The organism is Simiduia litorea (assembly GCF_042853465.1).
Lineage (GTDB): Bacteria > Pseudomonadota > Gammaproteobacteria > Pseudomonadales > Cellvibrionaceae > Simiduia > Simiduia litorea.
The window spans coordinates 2,066,726-2,084,919 of record NZ_AP031497.1 but is presented as its reverse complement, the minus strand read 5'-3'; the positions used below and the strand labels follow the sequence as shown (position 1 = coordinate 2,084,919).

General features: G+C 49.9%; 18 protein-coding genes. 5 read left to right on the top strand and 13 right to left on the bottom strand.

Going from position 1 to position 18,194, the window contains the following annotated elements; all coding sequences use genetic code 11:
- Positions 1 to 31: 31 nt before the first annotated feature.
- The gene (locus ACGHTT_RS09280) at positions 32 to 742 is read right to left on the bottom strand and encodes a sigma-E factor negative regulatory protein (protein WP_390594855.1); all 711 of its coding nucleotides are present in this window, start codon (positions 740 to 742) and stop codon (positions 32 to 34) included.
- A 157-nt stretch (positions 743 to 899) separates the two neighbouring features.
- Positions 900 to 1,487 (bottom strand): RNA polymerase sigma factor RpoE, encoded by a 588-nt coding sequence (gene rpoE / locus ACGHTT_RS09275; protein ID WP_390594854.1) that lies wholly within the window; start codon positions 1,485 to 1,487, stop codon positions 900 to 902.
- A gap of 229 nt (positions 1,488 to 1,716) precedes the next feature.
- Between rpoE and nadB the strand changes: the two genes are divergently transcribed.
- Positions 1,717 to 3,342 (top strand): L-aspartate oxidase, encoded by a 1,626-nt coding sequence (gene nadB / locus ACGHTT_RS09270; protein WP_390594853.1) that lies wholly within the window; start codon positions 1,717 to 1,719, stop codon positions 3,340 to 3,342.
- A gap of 3 nt (positions 3,343 to 3,345) precedes the next feature.
- On the opposite strand, the gene ACGHTT_RS09265 is transcribed toward nadB, so the two are convergent.
- Complete coding sequence (locus ACGHTT_RS09265) at positions 3,346 to 3,858, bottom strand: protein YgfX (protein ID WP_390594852.1); 513 nt, start codon at positions 3,856 to 3,858, stop codon at positions 3,346 to 3,348.
- A complete protein-coding gene (locus ACGHTT_RS09260) occupies positions 3,815 to 4,024 on the bottom strand; it encodes a succinate dehydrogenase assembly factor 2 (protein WP_390595021.1) in 210 nt (69 codons plus the stop codon). Before ACGHTT_RS09260 ends, ACGHTT_RS09265 begins: the two co-directional genes overlap by 44 nt.
- Positions 4,025 to 4,254: 230 nt before the next feature.
- Here ACGHTT_RS09260 and ACGHTT_RS09255 point away from each other — a divergent pair, with 230 nt between their 5' ends.
- Complete coding sequence (locus tag ACGHTT_RS09255) at positions 4,255 to 5,220, top strand: YgfZ/GcvT domain-containing protein (RefSeq protein ID WP_390594851.1); 966 nt, start codon at positions 4,255 to 4,257, stop codon at positions 5,218 to 5,220.
- A 34-nt stretch (positions 5,221 to 5,254) separates the two neighbouring features.
- Entirely contained in the window at positions 5,255 to 6,091 is an 837-nt protein-coding gene (locus ACGHTT_RS09250) for an HDOD domain-containing protein (RefSeq protein ID WP_390594850.1), read from the top strand.
- Positions 6,092 to 6,113: 22 nt separating this feature from the next.
- On the opposite strand, the gene ung is transcribed toward ACGHTT_RS09250, so the two are convergent.
- From ung to ACGHTT_RS09215, 7 genes are all read right to left on the bottom strand, one after another.
- Positions 6,114 to 6,854, bottom strand: coding sequence for a uracil-DNA glycosylase (gene ung, locus ACGHTT_RS09245; RefSeq protein WP_390594849.1), 741 nt, complete (start codon positions 6,852 to 6,854; stop codon positions 6,114 to 6,116).
- Between the two features lie 58 nt (positions 6,855 to 6,912).
- On the bottom strand, positions 6,913 to 8,403 hold the full coding sequence (gene lysS / locus ACGHTT_RS09240; protein WP_390594848.1) for a lysine--tRNA ligase: 1,491 nt from the start codon (positions 8,401 to 8,403) through the stop codon (positions 6,913 to 6,915).
- Positions 8,404 to 8,423: 20 nt separating this feature from the next.
- Positions 8,424 to 9,519, bottom strand: a protein-coding gene (prfB, locus tag ACGHTT_RS09235; protein WP_390594847.1) for a peptide chain release factor 2 whose coding sequence is annotated in 2 segments (ribosomal slippage) — positions 8,424 to 9,446 and positions 9,448 to 9,519 — 1,095 coding nt in all. Because the reading frame shifts where the segments join, the coding sequence is not laid out codon by codon here.
- A 110-nt stretch (positions 9,520 to 9,629) separates the two neighbouring features.
- Positions 9,630 to 10,838, bottom strand: a complete 1,209-nt coding sequence (locus ACGHTT_RS09230) for a permease (protein ID WP_390594846.1) — start codon at positions 10,836 to 10,838, stop codon at positions 9,630 to 9,632.
- Positions 10,835 to 11,245, bottom strand: coding sequence for a MerR family transcriptional regulator (locus ACGHTT_RS09225; protein WP_390594845.1), 411 nt, complete (start codon positions 11,243 to 11,245; stop codon positions 10,835 to 10,837). The genes ACGHTT_RS09230 and ACGHTT_RS09225 overlap by 4 nt, the downstream gene beginning before the upstream one ends.
- Before the next feature lie 94 nt (positions 11,246 to 11,339).
- Positions 11,340 to 13,865, bottom strand: coding sequence for an ABC transporter permease (locus ACGHTT_RS09220; protein ID WP_390594844.1), 2,526 nt, complete (start codon positions 13,863 to 13,865; stop codon positions 11,340 to 11,342).
- Positions 13,859 to 14,578 (bottom strand): ABC transporter ATP-binding protein, encoded by a 720-nt coding sequence (locus tag ACGHTT_RS09215; protein ID WP_390594843.1) that lies wholly within the window; start codon positions 14,576 to 14,578, stop codon positions 13,859 to 13,861. Before ACGHTT_RS09215 ends, ACGHTT_RS09220 begins: the two co-directional genes overlap by 7 nt.
- Before the next feature lie 231 nt (positions 14,579 to 14,809).
- On the opposite strand from ACGHTT_RS09215, the gene ACGHTT_RS09210 reads away from it, so the two are divergent.
- A complete protein-coding gene (locus tag ACGHTT_RS09210) occupies positions 14,810 to 15,475 on the top strand; it encodes an arylesterase (protein ID WP_390594842.1) in 666 nt (221 codons plus the stop codon).
- Here the strand turns inward: ACGHTT_RS09210 and recJ are convergent.
- Positions 15,450 to 17,174, bottom strand: a complete 1,725-nt coding sequence (recJ, locus tag ACGHTT_RS09205) for a single-stranded-DNA-specific exonuclease RecJ (RefSeq protein WP_390594841.1) — start codon at positions 17,172 to 17,174, stop codon at positions 15,450 to 15,452. The genes ACGHTT_RS09210 and recJ overlap by 26 nt on opposite strands.
- A 141-nt stretch (positions 17,175 to 17,315) precedes the next feature.
- On the opposite strand from recJ, the gene ACGHTT_RS09200 reads away from it, so the two are divergent.
- Positions 17,316 to 17,672 (top strand): cupin domain-containing protein, encoded by a 357-nt coding sequence (locus ACGHTT_RS09200; protein ID WP_390594840.1) that lies wholly within the window; start codon positions 17,316 to 17,318, stop codon positions 17,670 to 17,672.
- A gap of 23 nt (positions 17,673 to 17,695) precedes the next feature.
- On the opposite strand, the gene ACGHTT_RS09195 is transcribed toward ACGHTT_RS09200, so the two are convergent.
- Positions 17,696 to 18,139 carry an acyl-CoA thioesterase gene (locus ACGHTT_RS09195; protein WP_390594839.1) on the bottom strand — a complete coding sequence of 148 codons (444 nt, stop codon included), beginning with the start codon at positions 18,137 to 18,139 and terminating at the stop codon, positions 17,696 to 17,698.
- Positions 18,140 to 18,194: the final 55 nt, after the last annotated feature.

Sequence of the window (18,194 nt, the reverse complement as noted above, 5' to 3'; positions counted from 1 at the left end):
AGTGCAGCCTTAATTTATTGAGAGTTTGCCGTCATTCGGCAGGTAAAGGCTCTTGAGTCTCAGGGGCTTTACGCTCTAAGCCAGCGCTAGGAGCAATTCGCGCGTAAGGAAGCAAGCCTTGTGCGCTATTTTGCGTAGCATTCTCCGCATGTTCAAGCATCAATTGGTTCAGATGCTCTTCGATCGCCTTATTCTGTATCTCCTGCTCGGCAACGGATGGCACGTAAACTACATCCGTGCGCTCACCACGACCGGCCAACACTGGGGCATCGGAAATACTCACTGCACGCGTGCTCAAATCAGGGGTTTGAAAGCCTTCAGGTACAGTGCCTGCAGCACTACCAAAGCTTGAGGCATCGGCTACCTGAGAGTGACCATCCTGTAGATCTACATATCGCTGAGCGCCAATGACCACAGCACCTGCAACACTTGCCGCAACGGCAAATCGGCCGGCGGCATGCCAAACCCGGCCGATTGCACCGACCGGCTTGCGTTTCTGCCCATGAACCGGTTCATCGGCAATGGCAGCGCTGATTGAGCCTGAGATATCGAAAGCTGGGTAAGGCGCCGCTTCAGCGCGAATGGCATTCGAGGCATGGTGAAAATTAGACCAACTAGACGAGAGGCTTGGGTCCGCCTCAAGGGCTTTCAACAAACGATGCAGTTCCAGCTCAGAGGCCTCGTTATCCATCAACGCCGATAAACTTTCCTGCAATTTAGCGTCTGTTTTAGCAACCATCATTACCCTGCCTGTGTAATCAATCTATCAGCCAAATGACCATTTTATATAAGATTCATGTCGCCAAATACTGTGGCGACATGGATATGACCCTATTCTGGATGGGGAGTTCCCTGAATCACCTAAATAATTAAAAAAAGTTAAGTTTGTTAAGCCAAGGTTAAGCTGAGCTAGAGCCCATGTAAGCCTTGATCTGGGCATCCAGCGCTTCTCGCGCCCTAAAAATGCGAGACCGCACCGTTCCGACGGGGCAAGCCATAATGTCGGCTATCTCTTCATAACTTTTACCGTCTATTTCACGTAACATAACGGCAGAGCGTAGATCTTCGGGTAACCCCTCAATCGTTTTTGCTACCAAGGCCTCCAACTCGTCCTTAAAGTGCAAACCTTCAGGGGTGTCCACGTCCTGCATATAGTCTGCAGCTAAAAACTCGGCATCTTCGGCATCCACTCCCTGTGCTGGGGGGCGTCTGGAGCGCGCAACCAAATAATTCTTTGCGGTATTGACCGCAATGCGAAATAGCCAAGTATAAAATGCACTATCGCCGCGAAAGTTGGGAATGGCACGGTAAGCCTTAATAAAAGACTCCTGAACCACATCGTTAACTTCAAAGCTGTCTCGAATATAGCGGGAAACAATGGAAGCGACTTTGTGCTGATACTTTATGACAAGCAAATCAAAAGCACGTTTATCGCCCTTCTGAACGCGCTCGACAAGCATCTGATCGGTGTCTGGCGCTGACGCCATAGTTTGCTCCCTAAAACCACATTAAGCACCACCCGCAATAGACGTTGGAGCCAACCTAGAGGTACTGAACCCAAAACTTTAAGACTCAACCTGCATATTTAACAGTAAGTCTTTGTAATATTGGGGATTCTGGACAAGTTTCAAGGTGAAAACAAGTGATCATGCTACCGGCCACACCTCTCCTTTCGCTATAATTCATGCCTATTCCTTATTTTCTTCACAATTGACTATGACAACTCAGCATCAATACGACGTCTTGGTAATTGGCAGCGGTGCCGCCGGCCTATCCCTCGCCTTGCACTTGGCCGATAAGGCAAAGGTAGCGGTACTTAGCAAAGGCCAATTACACGAAGGCTCGACTTGGTTTGCTCAAGGCGGTATTGCCGCCGTGCTGGACGACCAGGACAGCATAGATGCCCATGTTGCCGATACCCTTGCGGCGGGTGGCGGCTTGTGCCATACGGATGCCGTGCGGTTCACCGTCGAAAGAAGTAAAGCGGCCATAGATTGGTTGATTCAGCAAGGCGTGGACTTCACCAAGGACCCCAGTGCCGACAACTACCACCTGACACAGGAAGGTGGGCACAGCCATCGACGTATCATCCACTCTGCCGATGCCACTGGCCGAGCTGTACTCAGCAGTCTTATCGAGCGTGTCAAAGAACACAGCAATATCACCCTGCTTGAAAAATTTATCGCCCTCGACCTGATTTCGCAGCCCGACCCGAGTTCGCGCAAACTTCGCTGCACAGGTGCTTATGTGTACAACCATGGCGATGATCACGTACACGCTTTTCACGCAAAAGCAGTGGTTCTCGCTACCGGCGGCGCGAGTAAGGTTTATTTATACACATCCAATCCAGATGGAGCCTCGGGTGATGGAATTGCTATGGCCTGGCGGGCCGGCTGTCGTGTAGGAAATATGGAATTTAACCAGTTCCACCCTACTTGCCTATTCCACCCAAAAGCCAAGTCCTTCCTTATCACCGAAGCTTTGCGGGGCGAAGGCGCACACCTAAAGCTACCGAATGGGCAACGCTTTATGCACCTGTTCGACCAACGCGAAGAACTCGCACCTCGAGACATTGTCGCCCGAGCTATCGATCATGAAATGAAGCGCTTAGGGGCTGACTGCCTCTATTTGGATATCAGCCATAAGCCGGCCACCTTCATTAGCGAACACTTTCCCACCGTGAAAGCGCGCTGTCTGGAGTTTGGCATTGATATCACTAAAGAGCCTATTCCCGTGGTACCAGCAGCACATTACACCTGTGGCGGCATTGTGGTTGATGCCAATGGGCAAACTGATCTGATGAATCTCTACGCCATCGGCGAGACATCGTTTACCGGCCTGCATGGCGCCAATCGGATGGCATCTAACTCATTGCTTGAATGTATTGTCTATGCCCAATCGGCGGCAATGGATATAGAAGCAAAGTTATCGAGCATACCCTTTGGTAACCCGGCACCCGCATGGGATGAATCGCGGGTCACTGATTCAGATGAAGACGTGGTGATTTCCCACAACTGGGATGAGTTGCGGCGCTTCATGTGGGACTATGTTGGCATTGTCCGCACGCAAAAACGATTAGAGCGCGCAACCCACAGAATAAAATTGCTGAAGCGCGAAATCGCGGACTATTACAGCAATTACAAAGTACGCGGCGATTTGATTGAGCTGCGTAACCTTGCCATGGTCGCCGAGTTAATCATTCGCTCAGCCATGGAGCGCAAGGAAAGCCGTGGGCTACATTTTTCGTTAGACTTCCCAGAAACGGCTCACATTGCTCGGGACACGATATTAGTTCCAACAAACTTCGCCGCTCAAGACGTTTTCGTCACCGGTGCCCCATAAGCGCTATTGCCGTAAAAGCAATCGAAGTCTTCTATGGGCGCTTGCGCCCACAGCATCCTGCCATAGCCAGACATAGCGTGAGCCAGTGGAACCGTCAAATCGCACTCGAAGTAAGATCAGCCAATAGGTAATTAACGCCTCGCCCACTAGATCCACCGAACGCCAATGACTGCCCGCCCCCAGCCACCAACCCGCCTCATTTTTACGTAGGTATTGATCTTCTAGGCCGCGATTAAGCGGGCTGAGATAGAAATCAAAAAGATAGGCAAAGGTCGCCAACAAGCAACAACCAGTCGCAGCAATAAGAATAAGAGTCTGCGTACTTGGTGGGTTAAATAATTGACTCGAGCTAGCAAGCCAAAAATTAATGTATGGGAAAAATAGCAGGTAAACAGGCAGCAAAACAATCCCAAGTAAACTGCCTTTGTAATATTGCTCCAACCGTGCAGAGGCGAGAGGAATGGCGCTTAGCTCAGCTAGGTTGAAGCCCTGTGTTGTTGCGGATGATTTCGACAATTTTTAACATTTCCTTGTCTTCTGGGTCCATGCGCTTTAAAAACCAGCCAAACATGTCCTGATCTTCGGATTCCAGTAACTTCCAATACCGCTCTTTATCGTCCTGAGCCAAACTAGGATAGACATTATCTAAAAAGGGTAGCAAAACCAGATCGAGCTCTAGCATTCCCCGTCGACTCCCCCAAAACAAGCGATTTCTATCCACAGCAATCTCCCACACAAACCGTTAGCCAACCTACTCCAGCATGTTTCGGTTAATTCGCGCTTGCCAAAGCGCAAGCGATTGGCATTATAGCGACCTAGGTGCTGCATTTCATCAGCAACCCCACTTCTAATACGGACAATAGTTAAATGACAGATAGCTGGCGGCAATTACTGACAGATAGAGGTGCTGTAATGTCATCTGACAACACGGTGCAATTTTTTACCGCTACCCCCTTCCCTTCATCTGCAGATCTTTGTCTTACTGAACTGAGCGGGCTTACAGCCTATGACCTTGAAGGACCTGATTCGTACAAATTTTTGCAAGGTCAAATAACCCAAGATACTAAATTACTGGAAAGTCAGAGTGGCTTTATTGCCGACCACTGCACCCCTAAAGGCCGCATATTGGGAACACTCATTGCGCTACCCGTGCGAGCTAATGCCGTCAGGCTGATCATGCCAAGGGATAATGCGGAGTCCCTGATCGCCAACCTAAAAAAATACCTGGTATTTTCCAAAGCAACATTAACACCCGTGAGTGACAGCCAAATACTACTCATGCATGGCGCAAACACCACAAACTGCCTGCAGAGCCTGTTCGAGCTGACACCACAAGAGCGCTGGCAAGTTGCAACATCAGCCAACAATCATCTTATAAGGCTGAATAGTCGCGACCTATTGCTAAGTTTAGAGACGGCAACAGCCACCAAATTACTAAAAGCTTGGGATGCTTCGCTCGGCGGATGGCGTCATTGGCAGCAATACCTGATAGAACAAGGTATCGGCTGGGTCGATAAATCAAATAGCGAGCAATTCACCCCTCACCAGATTAACCACCAATTTATCGATGCCATTAGCTTTAAAAAAGGCTGCTATACCGGCCAAGAGGTCGTCGCCAGAATGCACTACAAAGCGACGCCCAAATCTCATGTTTACGGCTGCAAACTTGAAAGCGAATTGGCGCCTGAGCTCGGTTGCACAATAAAATCCGATACTAGCTCAGCAGGAAAAATCCTATGGCGCGCGCAGTCCGGCAAGAATCAATGGCTAGTATTAGCTGAATTAAAGATTGAGCTGGCCGCCGGCAGACTACACTTGGACTCAGAAAAGGCGGAAATACTCAGTCGATTCGACCTACCTTATGCTATAAACAAGTAACGTTTATCGCGAATAATTACCCCGGAGCTTAGGTATGAGCCAACTGGCCGAAAAAGTGAGTCAAGACATCATTTCAGCGCTTGAGGCCGATCGACTCGTTCTCCCAACGCTACCTGAAGTCGCATTAAAAGTGCGCGAAGTGGCGGAAGATCCCGACGCAAGTATTAATGAGCTCGGTAAAGTCATCGGTAGCGATGCCGCCCTCGCCGCGCGCTTAATCAAGGTTGCCAATAGCCCACTGCTGCGTGGCAGCAAAGAGATCACCGACCTAAAAATGGCGCTGGCGCGCCTTGGCATAGAATACACCTGTAATATCGCAACAGGTTTGGCAATGTCGCAAATGTTTCAAGCCACCACCGATTTAGTCGATAAGCGCATGCGCGAAGTATGGACCCGCTCGAGTGAAATTGCTGGCATCTGCCATGTATTGTGTAAGCATAGAACCAAGCTCCGCCCAGACCAGGCGACGCTAGCAGGCTTAGTGCATCGCATAGGCGTACTACCCATACTGACGTATGCCGAGGAAAATCCAGCCCTCATGCGCGACAGTTTTACGCTTGACACGGTTATCGAGCAGTTACAGGGCCCACTTGGCGACAGGATTCTAAAACGTTGGGATTTTCCCGAGCAGCTTATTCACATCCCCACCCAACATGTGCAGTTCGAGCGAGACATTAAAGAAGCCGACTATGCGGACATCGTCACCGTTGCGATGCTGCAGAGTTATATGGGCTCCAACCACCCCTTAGCGCAAATCGATTACTCTACGGTGGCATCCTTTGCGCGCCTCGGCTTAGATTCAGACATGGAGTCAGCTGATGCCGATGATTTGAGCGCAGAAATGGAAGCGGCGATGGCGCTACTTCAATAACGATTTCCCACGTCAGGTATTTCTACCGCTGTTCCTTAAAAAAGCCAAACTCTGTTTGGCTTTTTAAATCATTAAGGCTCCAGACTATTGGACTTTTCTGCCAAACCGCCAACTGTTTATTCGCGAGTTCAAAACAACCAGAGCCTAAAAACGCCGAAAAATCCGCGCCCGATTTGTAAGCCCCCAAGGGGCTTGGGTGCGACGTTTTTATCACCAAGTGCTTAGAATTATCAATGGCAGCGCAGAGCCTGTGCGCAAAGCGCCCCCAGGCTAAAAACACCACATGAGCACATTGCTCGTCAATCGCGCGCAAACAGTGCTCGGTAAACGACAACCAACCCTTGTTTGCATGCGAAGCCGCCCTACCCTCTTCTACGGTTAACGCAGCATTCAGTAAAAAAACCCCTTGTCGTGCCCAAGCGCTTAAATCACCTCGGTTAGGTTGAATAGATTCACCCTCAACCTCTTTAAAAATGTTTTTTAAACTCGGTGGAATGGCAACAGACTCTGGCACACTAAAGCTCAGGCCGTGCGCCTGCCCCGATCCGTGATAAGGGTCTTGGCCAACGATAACCACTTTTATCGTTGATAAAGGTGTCATCTCAAAGGCTTTAAACCACTGCGTCTGGGGTGGATAAATCAGCTTCCCTTGACCTAGCTCGTCCTGTAAAAAACGCTCGAGCTTAACCATAGCAGGCTCCGCTAACACAGGCTCAATCACACGTCGCCAAGACGTATCGATACGACTAAGGTCAAAGCTCATCTCGCCCCCTCGTTCATAGTGTCGAAAAAAAAGCCGCAAGACGGCTTTTAATAGTAACTTACTCTGGTCTCATATGCGGAAAGAGCAAGACATCGCGAATCGAAGGAGAATTAGTCAACAGCATCACCAACCGATCGATACCAATACCTTCACCGGCTGTTGGTGGTAAGCCATATTCCAATGCGCGTACATAATCAGCATCGTAATGCATCGCTTCGTCGTCACCGGCATCCTTTTCTCGCACCTGCGCCATAAATCGCTCGGCTTGGTCTTCTGCATCGTTAAGCTCAGAAAAACCATTAGCCAACTCGCGACCGCCAACAAAAAATTCGAAACGATCAGTCACAAACGGGTTATCGTCATTGCGGCGCGCCAAGGGTGATACTTCGGCAGGGTATTCAGTAATAAATGTGGGTTGGATTAATTTGCTCTCTGTGGTCTCGTCGAAAATTTCAATTTGGACCTTACCTAAACCCCATGAGTCTTTGACATCTATTTTCAATGACTTCGCTAACGCAACGGCACTTTCAAGGCTACCTAGTTGGTCTGCTGTAATCTGCGGGTTGTGTTTTAAAATGGCATCAACCACAGAAATACGTGTGAACGGCTGGGCGAAATCAAAATCCGTGCCCTGATAATTGAACGCCGTTGAGCCCAATACTTCCTGCGCCAACTTGCGCAACATATCTTCAGTCAAATCCATTAAATCATTAAAATCTGCGTAAGCTTGGTAGAACTCAAGCATGGTAAATTCAGGGTTGTGGCGAGTCGACAGACCTTCGTTGCGGAAATTGCGATTAATTTCATACACTCGCTCAAAGCCGCCCACGACTAAGCGCTTTAGATATAACTCTGGCGCAATACGCAAAAACATTTCAACATCTAACGCATTGTGATGGGTTTCAAACGGTTTAGCCGAAGCGCCACCAGGGATCACATGCAACATGGGTGTTTCCACTTCCATGAAATCCGCTTGGTTTAAATAATTCCGAATAAAACTGATAACTTTAGTGCGGGTGCGAAACACATCGCGAACCTCAGGGTTAACCATCAAGTCCACATAGCGCTGACGATAACGAATCTCTTGATCACTCAGGCCGTGAAACTTATCCGGCAGCGGGCGCAAGGCTTTGGTTAAAAGCTCAAACTCGCCAAGGTTGACGTACAAATCACCCTTACCTGATTTATGCAGCTGGCCTTTAACACCGACGAGGTCGCCAATATCCCAAAGACCCGTTGTATCTTTCAAGGTTTGTTGCGCTGCCTTGTCGGCATACAACTGAATTTGACCACTGCCATCTTGCAACACCAAAAACGGGCCGCGCTTAGCCATTACCCGACCGGCAACCGCGGCAACCAGGCCCAATGTTTCCAGTTCTTCTTTAGTTTTCTCACCGTGTGCGGCTTGTAACTCGGCAGCAGTATGATCTCGACGAAAACTATTAGGAAAAGCATTGCCCTTTTCCCGAATCGCGGCCAGTTTAGCGCGACGCTCGGCAATTAACCGGTTTTCATCGGGTGCGGCATGGGTTTGGTTGTCGTTACTCATGATGTGAACTCGTTGCTAAATTACAGGCCGGCCTTCAGGCTGGCCTCGATAAATTGGTCTAAATCGCCATCCAATACAGCTTGGCAATTGCTAGTTTGAACACTCGTGCGTAAATCTTTAATGCGGGAATCATCCAACACGTAAGAGCGAATCTGACTACCCCAGCCAATATCCGACTTACCGTCTTCAAGTACTTGTTTTTCCGCCGAGCGCTTTTGCATTTCTAGCTCGTACAAACGAGCGCGCAACATTTTCCACGCTTTATCGCGATTTTGATGTTGCGAGCGCTCGCTTTGACACTGCACCACGGTGTTGGTGGGAACGTGTGTCAAGCGCACCGCCGAGTCGGTTTTGTTAACGTGCTGACCACCAGCACCAGAGGCTCGATAAGTGTCGGTGCGAACATCAGACGGGTTAATATCGATTTCAAAGTTATCGTCAATTTCAGGCGATACAAAAACTGAGCAAAAAGAGGTGTGGCGACGGTTGCCCGAATCAAACGGCGATTTACGCACAAGACGATGCACCCCGGTTTCAGTGCGCAGCCAACCAAAAGCATATTCACCTTCAAAACAAATGGTCGCACTTTTTATCCCAGCCACATCACCGGCGGATGCTTCTTCGAGGGTCGTTTTAAAACCGCGCGCCTCGCCCCAACGCAAGTACATACGCAATACCATTTCAGCCCAATCTTGTGCTTCAGTGCCACCGGAGCCAGATTGAATATCGAGATAGGCATTATTCGCATCCATATCGCCGGAAAACATGCGTCTAAATTCGAGTACAGACAGCTGCTTCTCGAGCCCCGCAATATCGGCCACCACGGCGTCGACAGAATCTTGATCGTCCTCTTCCGCCGCCATCGCCAGCAGGTCGCTGCAATCGGCAACGCCAGCGTCGAGATTTTCAATGGTGGAGACGACGAGTTCGAGCGCCGAGCGCTCTTTACCGAGCGCTTGCGCGCGATCCTGATCATTCCAGACATTAGGCTCGGCCAATTCTAATTCGACTTCTGCTAAACGCTCTTTTTTGTCGGCATAGTCAAAGATACCCCCTAAGCACATCAGTACGCGCTTTAAGGTCTTTGAGGGCCAATACGTAGGGGTTGATTTCCATGCTATTCCACTGCATCCACTGGATGGACATTAAATCGAAAGGCGCGGATTGTAACTCAGGCTTAGGGTCTCACCAAGCCCGAATTACCGAGGATTTTCGATAAAAGTCTGCTAACTCAAGGTGTTAAGCAGCCAACCAACCAATAAAATCTGGGGCAAAGTATACAAGGGCAATGCCAGCGCCAAGCGCCAAGATTGGGTCGTGTCTTTGAGCGACATGATTTCTGTGTAATCGGTCGACACGCCGGCCATCATGAAAGTAAAGGCATTACCGGGCGCGCTGGCGCGGGTCACCAGCTCCGCCGCCAACGGCGTCGAGCCCTCAGAGCAGACCTCGATAATGGTTGCGGCAACAAGGGTCACCGCCAAGCCAAGCAGACTTGGACCAAACCACTGAGCAAATACCGAGACATCTACAAAAGCCCGCACCGCGGCCGCGAGCAATACGCCAACGAACAGCCAGCGAATCACCATCGCTGAGCCCTTCAAGCCGCCCCACAACAGCTCGGGAACCAGACCAAAGCGCCATTGAACGCCCCGCCACGCCTCAGCAAACTCAGTGCGCCAGCGGTAGTCCGCGGGCAACTCCCTATGATGTGGGTTCGACGCCAGCTTACCTTTTGCCACCAAACTATCGATCCAAAAACCCGTCACCAAGGCGATGAATAAGGAGAAGAAAATAAAACATAACGTCCATTGAATCCCAATTAATGCAACCATGATGATAGTTAGCGACAGGGAATTCCAAGGCGTGGCAATCAAAAATGCCATCACTTGCCCCAAGCTTGCACCACGCTTATACAGCTGCATGCCCACCATCAATACGCCATGTGAACACAGGTCCAACAATAAGCCCGCAGCGGTAGCTCTAATAACACCGGTTTTACTACCGCCCTGACCAAGCAAACCCAAAATGAGGGTTTGGGGCACTACAGCCAATAAGCCGACGAATAAAGCCGCAAGTAACACGCCCCACCACATCGTATTAATCAGCTCAAACACGGTGTGGGCGGCAATGGACAGCGCTGAATGGTGATCGTCGCCAACCATTGGAGTTAGTGAAAGACCATACAGCAGTGCGACCAAAAACAGGCCGCCCCAAAGCAGATAGTCAAAGCGGCCGTGACTGTGCTCAGTCTCTGTCGGACAACAGGCCGCTGACGTCACGCCGGATTCAGCGGGCGTTGACTCGGTTGTATTGGAGCCACAACACCTAGAGCCAGCTTCCGATACCTCAGCGGCCCTCGCTTCAGATTTAGCCTTAACGTCTAACACATGTTGCGTGGCTTGGTCAGCACAGCAGGATTTATCGATACTCATTGCAACCCCCCGTGAAACTCTTCGCTCGCCAATCGATCGAGAATCTCGCAGTGATGCTCTCCTCTACCATCACAGCAAGCCCAAAGGTTCTCCAAGGTCGCCTCTAAACGCTCAATCTCGCGCTTTTTACTGCGCAACTGTGCCAGTTTTTCGCCCACGAGGGCTTTCACCGTGTCGCTGGCGTCGGGATTGCTGCGATACAGGTTCAATAATGTTGCAGACTCCTGCACCGAGAAGCCGACGCTACGCGCATGCTGTAAGAAACAAAGATGATCGAGGTTTTCCCGTGAGTAGAGCCGGTAACCGCTGTCGCTGCGGCCGGAGGCAGCCACTATGCCCTCTGCCTCGTAATAGCGAATAGCCTTCGCGGTTAAGCCGGTAATCTTTGCCACTTCATTAATGTACATAAAAGCCCCTGCCATTCATTTTTAAACGCAATGAATCCAGTATTAACCCTTCCCTAAGGTTAAGGTCAAGGACCGAATAGGTAAATACAAATACCTATGATGCCGCCATGCGTAACACCGTAGCAGGCGGCAAATTGACCAGATGGCGGCAAGCCCAAAAGCCGATAGCGCCGATCAACAACCCACTGAAAGCGGGCGTTATCAACCATATCAAAGGGTGAGGCACCCAGTGAATTTTGAATACCAGCGTTTGCAACGCCCACAACATGGATTCGGCGCCCAAAGCGGCAATCAAACCGGACAGCAAACCAAGGCAGCAAAACTCAACAAATAACCGCTGTCGCAGCAAGGTGCGCGTAACGCCCATTGCCCGCAACAAGCCCAGCTCTTGAATTCGACTATCCATACTCGCGCTAATTGCCGCGACTAACACCAACAAAGCCGCAACCAAGACCAACCAGAATACCAATTCAACCGCTCCGCTTACCAGAGTAATAACCTGCCGTACCTGTTCGAATATTTTTTCCATTTCGATCACTAACACAGTGGGATGCTGAGTTAATAAATTGGCAACAAATCTCCCTTGATCCGATGGTACATACAAACTGGTCATATACATTGGCGCGAATTGCGCTAAGGCGCCCGGCTGGAACAACACATAAAAGTTGGGCTGCAAAGAGTCCCAACGCAGACTGCGGATACTTTGAACTTCGGCATCTATTGTTAAGCCACCAATACTAAACGTGAGCGTATCGCCAATTTCTAACGCCATACTCTTGGCCATTTCCTGTTCAACGGAAATATATACACCAGCCTTGTCCCGCCCCCACCATTGACCAGCTTCCAGTTTGTTTTCGGCCGGCAGATCAGCACTCCAGCTTAGATTTAGTTCACGGCTTAGTGCCTCTGGGCCCTCCTGCTCTGCAGTTTCCTCTTGCGCCTTATCATCTCGACTCGCCTGCGCTTGTTTGCGCGTCTTTGCGTCATCGCCATTCACATGGGTGATTCGCCCCCGCACCAAAGGGTAAAGACCTTTGTGTTGCAGCTGTTTAGCCTCCAATAACTGTTCAAAACTCGGGATTTCATGTGGACTTAAATTAACCACAAAATGATTTGGTGCATTAGCCGGCAATTGCAGACGCCACTCTTCAATCAACGAACCACGCACGAGTAATAAGGTTGCAAGTAACATGAGCGCCGTACCAAACACGACCACTTGTAGGCTCGACTCGCCGCCTCGTCGCTTGAGCGATGCAATGGCTAAACGCCACTGACTACCCAGGTTCACCGCATAGCGACTCAAAAGCCAAATGCCCGCGCGCGCCAGCATTACTGCAACAATGGCAACCGCCGTCCAAATGGCCATTACCAGAGAGGATAAAACCAAGGCGCCACTGTACACCCATAGCAAAAGAAATAATGACACCAAGCCAAAGCCCAACTGAGCCAATTTTGGCGTTGTGGCGATGACCATTTCACGGCGGAGCACCTTAATGGGTGCCACTAGCGGCAGTGGCCAGAGTGGAGGCAAGGCAAAGAAAAATAAACACAAGAAACCGGCAAGCACCCCTAGCAAGGCGGGAAAAAGTGTTGGCGCAGGCAAAGAAACGGTGACCAATTGCGCGATGCTTTGGGCAATTAAACTTTGAATTGCTAAACCCAACATCAAACCAAACACCGATGCCAAGAGCGCTAACCATGCTAACTGCGCTAAATAAAGTTTACGAATTTGACCACTCACAGCGCCAAGGCTTTTTAATAGCGCCACTTGATCGATGTGCCGACTGCAAAATCGCTGCGCGGCAATAGCAATGGCAATACCCGCCAATAACACACCGAAAACGCTGGCCAGCATTAAAAAGCTTCTGGCCGTTTCTAAACTTCTGGCAATTCGCTTTTGTGCACTCGCCACATCAACTACCCGTTCGTGCACAGACAGCGAGGGCAACAAGTCTTTTAAATACTGATCGATTACCGGTTTCGAACCGGCGAGTAACAAGCTAAACGTCGCTCGACTTCCCTCCTGTATCACACCGGTTGAGGCTAAATCGTCGACATGCATCAGCACCCGAGCACCAAAATTCATGAAGCCTTGATTTCTATCTGGCTCGCTCACTAGCACCCGTGTCACGCGTAGTAATTTTTCACCCACTTCAAGGGATTGCCCGACTGACAATTGCAACAGCGGAAACAAACGAGATTCAACCCACACTTCACCTGGCTGAGGCCCCGTGCTATCAACCTGAATAGGATCATTACCGAAAGGAATCAATCGCGATTCAAGTTTACCGATTAACGGATACTGAGAGCTGACCGCCTTTACCGATGCCAAATGAGAATGATCGCCATTAAAAACCATGGATGCAAAACTAATGGTCTCCGCCGTTTGCAAACCTACGGCAATAGCCTGTGCCTGCCACTGCTCATTAATGGCCTTATTCGAACGAATCAACCGATCTGCAGCAATAAACGCGTGTGACTCACTTTCCATTGCCTGCTGTAAGCGATCGGTAAAAATGGCAATAGCACTGACCAACGCCACCGCCATTAATGTTGCCAAACCTAGGATGCGCACTTCAGGGCTACGTAAATTGCGATAGAGCAAGCGAATGCTTAACATGACTGCCCCACCGGTATCTGCGCTTGGGGCTGCTCTTGCACGTGGGCTGTAGAGGAAGCTATTTCGACGCCCGCCTCGAGTACCAACTGGTGATTACAACGTTCCGCCAACCGCTGTTCGTGGGTCACCAAAACCAGCGTTGCATTGTTCTTGGCGTTGAGCTGGAATAACAGTTCAATGATTTTTGCACCCGTGTGCGCATCCAAATTTCCCGTCGGCTCATCAGCAAACAAAATTTTTGGCTCACTCGCAAACGCTCTGGCAATGGCAACACGCTGCTGTTCACCACCCGATAATTGTGGCGGGTAATGATGAGCCCGAGGCTCTAGTCCCACTTGATCCAAATAAAACGTGGCGCGACGAGCGGCGTCCTTTAGGCCCTTAATCTCAAGCGGTAACATAACATTTTCAAGTGCCGTTAAACCCGGCATCAACTGAAACGATTGAAACACGAAGCTCAAAGATTCGGCCCGAACTTTGGCCCGGCCATCCTCGTCGAGTTCGTTCAAATTTCGACCATCGAGACTCACAAAACCTTCACTCGGTACGTCTAAACCTGCCAAAATACCCAAGAGGGTTGATTTACCCGAACCCGAAGCGCCGACTATGGCGAGGCTATCGCCCGAAGCCAAACTCACGTTAACCCCAGACAAAATACTTAGCTCGCCCGCGGCCGTATGCACGCGCTTGTGGATGTTTTTAGCCAAAATCATCAATGTTTTCCTATTTTCATATAGCCGCTACACGTTCATATTTGTCTGCGCCAAGCCGACGATCAAACACCCAACCTTTACTCTCAGGCTCTTTATTCGATTTTCGCTAGAAAATCATCAAAGCACCGTCAACTCACCCAACAGACCCTGCGTTATAGCGATTTACTCTTGCATTCAACGCATTGATTAAGCAAAGTGATGCCCACACGCCCAACGTCTAGCCTAGTTACGATGACTCATACCTTAACAGATTACATTCGCAGCCAAGGTGCGCTGCTCGCAACACTGCTACTACTGATCGCAATTCCGAGTTGGGGCGACACAGCAGACAACACATCGAAGCCGACTCTGCTGGTATTGGGCGATAGTTTAAGCGCCGGTTACGGGCTCAGTAATGTTGAATCGGGCTGGGTAAGCTTATTACAAGCGGAGGTAGGGATGAACTATCGCGTCGTCAACGCCAGCATCAGCGGCGAGACGAGCGCTGGTGGATTGACCCGCTTACCGGCACTGCTAAAAGCCCACAACCCATCTGTCATGATAGTTGAACTTGGCGGTAATGATGGCTTAAGGGGTTACTCACTGAGCCAACTGCGCAAGCAATTATCTGACATCATTACCCTGGCTCAACAGCAAGATGCCGCCGTTTTGTTAATGGAGATGCAAATTCCACCAAATTACGGCAAGCGTTACACAGAAAAATTTACGCATCTTTACACTTCCCTTGCTGAAGAACATCAGGCGCAGCTTATTCCCTTTTTTTTATCGCAACTGGCACTACAGGAAGGCATGATGCAAGCCGACGGCATCCATCCCACGGAGGCAGCGCAGCCGTTCATGAAGGACGCCGTCTTGACTGGTTTAAAAAAGCTTAACTTAGCCCCGTCAGATAATTAACCATTAGCTGTACGTTTCGCTGCCCTCGAAATTCATTGATATCCAATTTAAACACGGCGCGGATACGCTGGACTGCGAGATTAGGCCACTGTGCCAAGTCCACACCGAACGCAATGGCGTCAAAACTTAGCGCCGGGTTTTGCTCAGGCGACAAAGTCATTTTTAAATGCTTGGCACCAACAATTCTCTGCTCCCGCACAACAAACTCGCCGTCAAAGCTGGGCTCAGGAAAATGTTGGCCCCAGGGCCCAGCATTCACTAGCGCTTCGGCAAAGCCGAGAGAATAATCTTGCAATTGCAGTTCGCCATCCGTGTAGATAACCGCCTGTAAATCCGACGCATTCAACATTGTGCGACATACGGCGTCGAAGGCTGATTGAAACTGCGCAAAATCTTCTACCTTGATGCTCAACCCAGCCGCCATCGCATGGCCACCGAATTTAATAATTAAACCGGGGTTTAACACTGACACTCGGTCCAATGCGTCGCGTAAATGCAAGCCCTGTATAGATCTACCTGAGCCTTTAATTTCGCCATCGCCGGCCAGTGCAAATAAGATAACGGGGCGATGAAAGCGCTCTTTAATACGCGACGCTAAAATACCAATCACCCCTTGGTGCCATTGCTCATGAAACAGACTAATACCCCAAGGTTGATCGTCTGCCATGTGCAACGCGCTCAATGCAACTTCCGCTTCTTTTTGCATAGCAGATTCAATCGAGCGCCGATCGCGATTAAAGTCGTCAAGCTGCTGCGCGATAGCCATCGCCTTATCGGCATGCTGGCTAAGTAAACATTGGATCCCCAAAGTCATATCGTCTAAACGACCGGCCGCATTTAACCGTGGACCTACGGCAAACCCCATATCTGAACTCTGAATAGCGGCTGGATTACGCCCAGCTACTTGCAGTAACGCGGTTATTCCTGGGCGACAAGCGCCAGCTTTTATGCGCGCCAAACCCTGCCTTACCAGCAACCGATTATTGGCATCAAGCGGTACAACGTCAGCCACCGTACCCAAAGCGACAAGATCTAAAAATTGCGCCATATTGGGCTCGGTCAATCCTTGCGCAGCGAACCAGTTAAGCGCTTTTAATGCCGTGCGCAACTTACTCATCACATAGAAGATAACACCGACACCGGCTAAATTTTTACTTAAAAACTCGCAACCGCGCTGATTCGGGTTGACAATCGCATCGGCTTCCGGCGTCTCATCCGCGGGAAGATGATGGTCGGTAATAACAAGCTTTATGCCCGCATTCTTTACCGCTTTCGCGCCAGCAATACTCGAAATACCGTTATCGACAGTAATAATCACATCCGGTGCAAACGTCTTTGCCACCTCAACAATTTCTGGTGTTAAACCATAGCCAAAATCAAAGCGATTGGGCACAAGGAAATCGACCCAATGAGCGCCCATGGCTTGCAACGCCAATACGGCCAAGGCAGAGCTGGTCGCGCCATCAGCATCAAAATCGCCGACGATCAAAATACGCTGTTTAGCTTGTATCGCATCCGCGAGCACGGTCACTGCAGCCTCAAGGCCAAGCATTGCTGGCGGCATCAACTGAGAAAGTTGTGTGGGTAAATCGTGCTCCGAGAAGGCGCCTCGGGCGCCATAAATTCGCTGTAGCACCGCAGGCATAGAAGACGAAAAACTGAGTGCATCCAGATCGACTGAGCGTTGGCGAATTTCCATAAAAACCTACCTTATTCTATTGCGTCAGAATAACACGATTGGGGCAAAGCCAGCGCCTCCTCATTCGACTACACTAGCCCAAAAGCAAATCCTGCTCACTCAGATCAACGCCAAACATCACAAAACAAGAGGTAAATGTTTATGACTGCCATTCTCCGTATCGCGCCTAATCTCGGGGATATTAGCCAAGCGCCTATCGCTGCAGCAAAATTATTACAAGGCCAGCCCAATACCACAACCGCGCATCAGTTCACTAACAGCCAAAATAATTTTCATTGTGGCGTATGGTCGTCTGACGCGGGCAAATGGACGTTAAACTACACTGAGGATGAGTTTTGCTACATCATTGACGGTGAAGCAATGATTACAGACCGAAACGGGCGCGAGGAAAGATTAGCCAAAGGCGACGCCTTTGTTGTACCAGCGGGATTCACTGGCACATGGGAAACCATCAAGACAGTGCAGAAGTTTTATGCCATCTACGAGAAAGCGGAATAAAAAACAGTAGCAAACATCAGTTTTTAACGGGGCTTGCGCGCTTTGCGGCGAGCCTCGGCTTGATCCCAGCGGCGCTGCTGATCTTCGCTCTTTACTTCAAGCTTTTCGACAGGAATCGCCTTGCCCTGCGCATCGATGGCCACCATAGTGAAGTAACTCGTGTTGGTATGTCGTACCACACCTGTCTCTAGGTTCTCTGAAATAACTTTGATGCCGATTTCCATCGAGCTGGTGCCGGTGTAGTTAACAGACGCCAAGAGTGTCAATAGCTCACCGATGGCAACCGGCTCTTTAAAGAGCACATTATCCACCGACAGGGTCACCACGTAGGAGCCGCAGTAACGTATCGCTGCCGTGTACGCCACCTTATCCAATAACTTTAACAATTCACCGCCGTGCATTTTACCGCCAAAGTTACTCATCTCTGGGGTTACCAAGACAGACATCTCAGTGGTATGTGTTCTCATTTTATCGCCCTTCTATAACGCACCAAAACGCTTCAATAGCGCATAAAACAAAGCT

Coding starts and splice junctions, on each gene's coding strand:
- ACGHTT_RS09280 (WP_390594855.1), bottom strand. CDS start 742: ATGATGGTTGCTAAAACAGACGCTAAATTGCAGGAAAGTTTATCGGCG.
- rpoE (WP_390594854.1), bottom strand. CDS start 1,487: ATGGCGTCAGCGCCAGACACCGATCAGATGCTTGTCGAGCGCGTTCAG.
- nadB (WP_390594853.1), top strand. CDS start 1,717: ATGACAACTCAGCATCAATACGACGTCTTGGTAATTGGCAGCGGTGCC.
- ACGHTT_RS09260 (WP_390595021.1), bottom strand. CDS start 4,024: ATGCTAGAGCTCGATCTGGTTTTGCTACCCTTTTTAGATAATGTCTAT.
- ACGHTT_RS09255 (WP_390594851.1), top strand. CDS start 4,255: ATGTCATCTGACAACACGGTGCAATTTTTTACCGCTACCCCCTTCCCT.
- ACGHTT_RS09250 (WP_390594850.1), top strand. CDS start 5,255: ATGAGCCAACTGGCCGAAAAAGTGAGTCAAGACATCATTTCAGCGCTT.
- ung (WP_390594849.1), bottom strand. CDS start 6,854: ATGAGCTTTGACCTTAGTCGTATCGATACGTCTTGGCGACGTGTGATT.
- lysS (WP_390594848.1), bottom strand. CDS start 8,403: ATGAGTAACGACAACCAAACCCATGCCGCACCCGATGAAAACCGGTTA.
- ACGHTT_RS09230 (WP_390594846.1), bottom strand. CDS start 10,838: ATGAGTATCGATAAATCCTGCTGTGCTGACCAAGCCACGCAACATGTG.
- ACGHTT_RS09225 (WP_390594845.1), bottom strand. CDS start 11,245: ATGTACATTAATGAAGTGGCAAAGATTACCGGCTTAACCGCGAAGGCT.
- ACGHTT_RS09220 (WP_390594844.1), bottom strand. CDS start 13,865: ATGTTAAGCATTCGCTTGCTCTATCGCAATTTACGTAGCCCTGAAGTG.
- ACGHTT_RS09215 (WP_390594843.1), bottom strand. CDS start 14,578: ATGATTTTGGCTAAAAACATCCACAAGCGCGTGCATACGGCCGCGGGC.
- ACGHTT_RS09210 (WP_390594842.1), top strand. CDS start 14,810: ATGACTCATACCTTAACAGATTACATTCGCAGCCAAGGTGCGCTGCTC.
- recJ (WP_390594841.1), bottom strand. CDS start 17,174: ATGGAAATTCGCCAACGCTCAGTCGATCTGGATGCACTCAGTTTTTCG.
- ACGHTT_RS09200 (WP_390594840.1), top strand. CDS start 17,316: ATGACTGCCATTCTCCGTATCGCGCCTAATCTCGGGGATATTAGCCAA.
- ACGHTT_RS09195 (WP_390594839.1), bottom strand. CDS start 18,139: ATGAGAACACATACCACTGAGATGTCTGTCTTGGTAACCCCAGAGATG.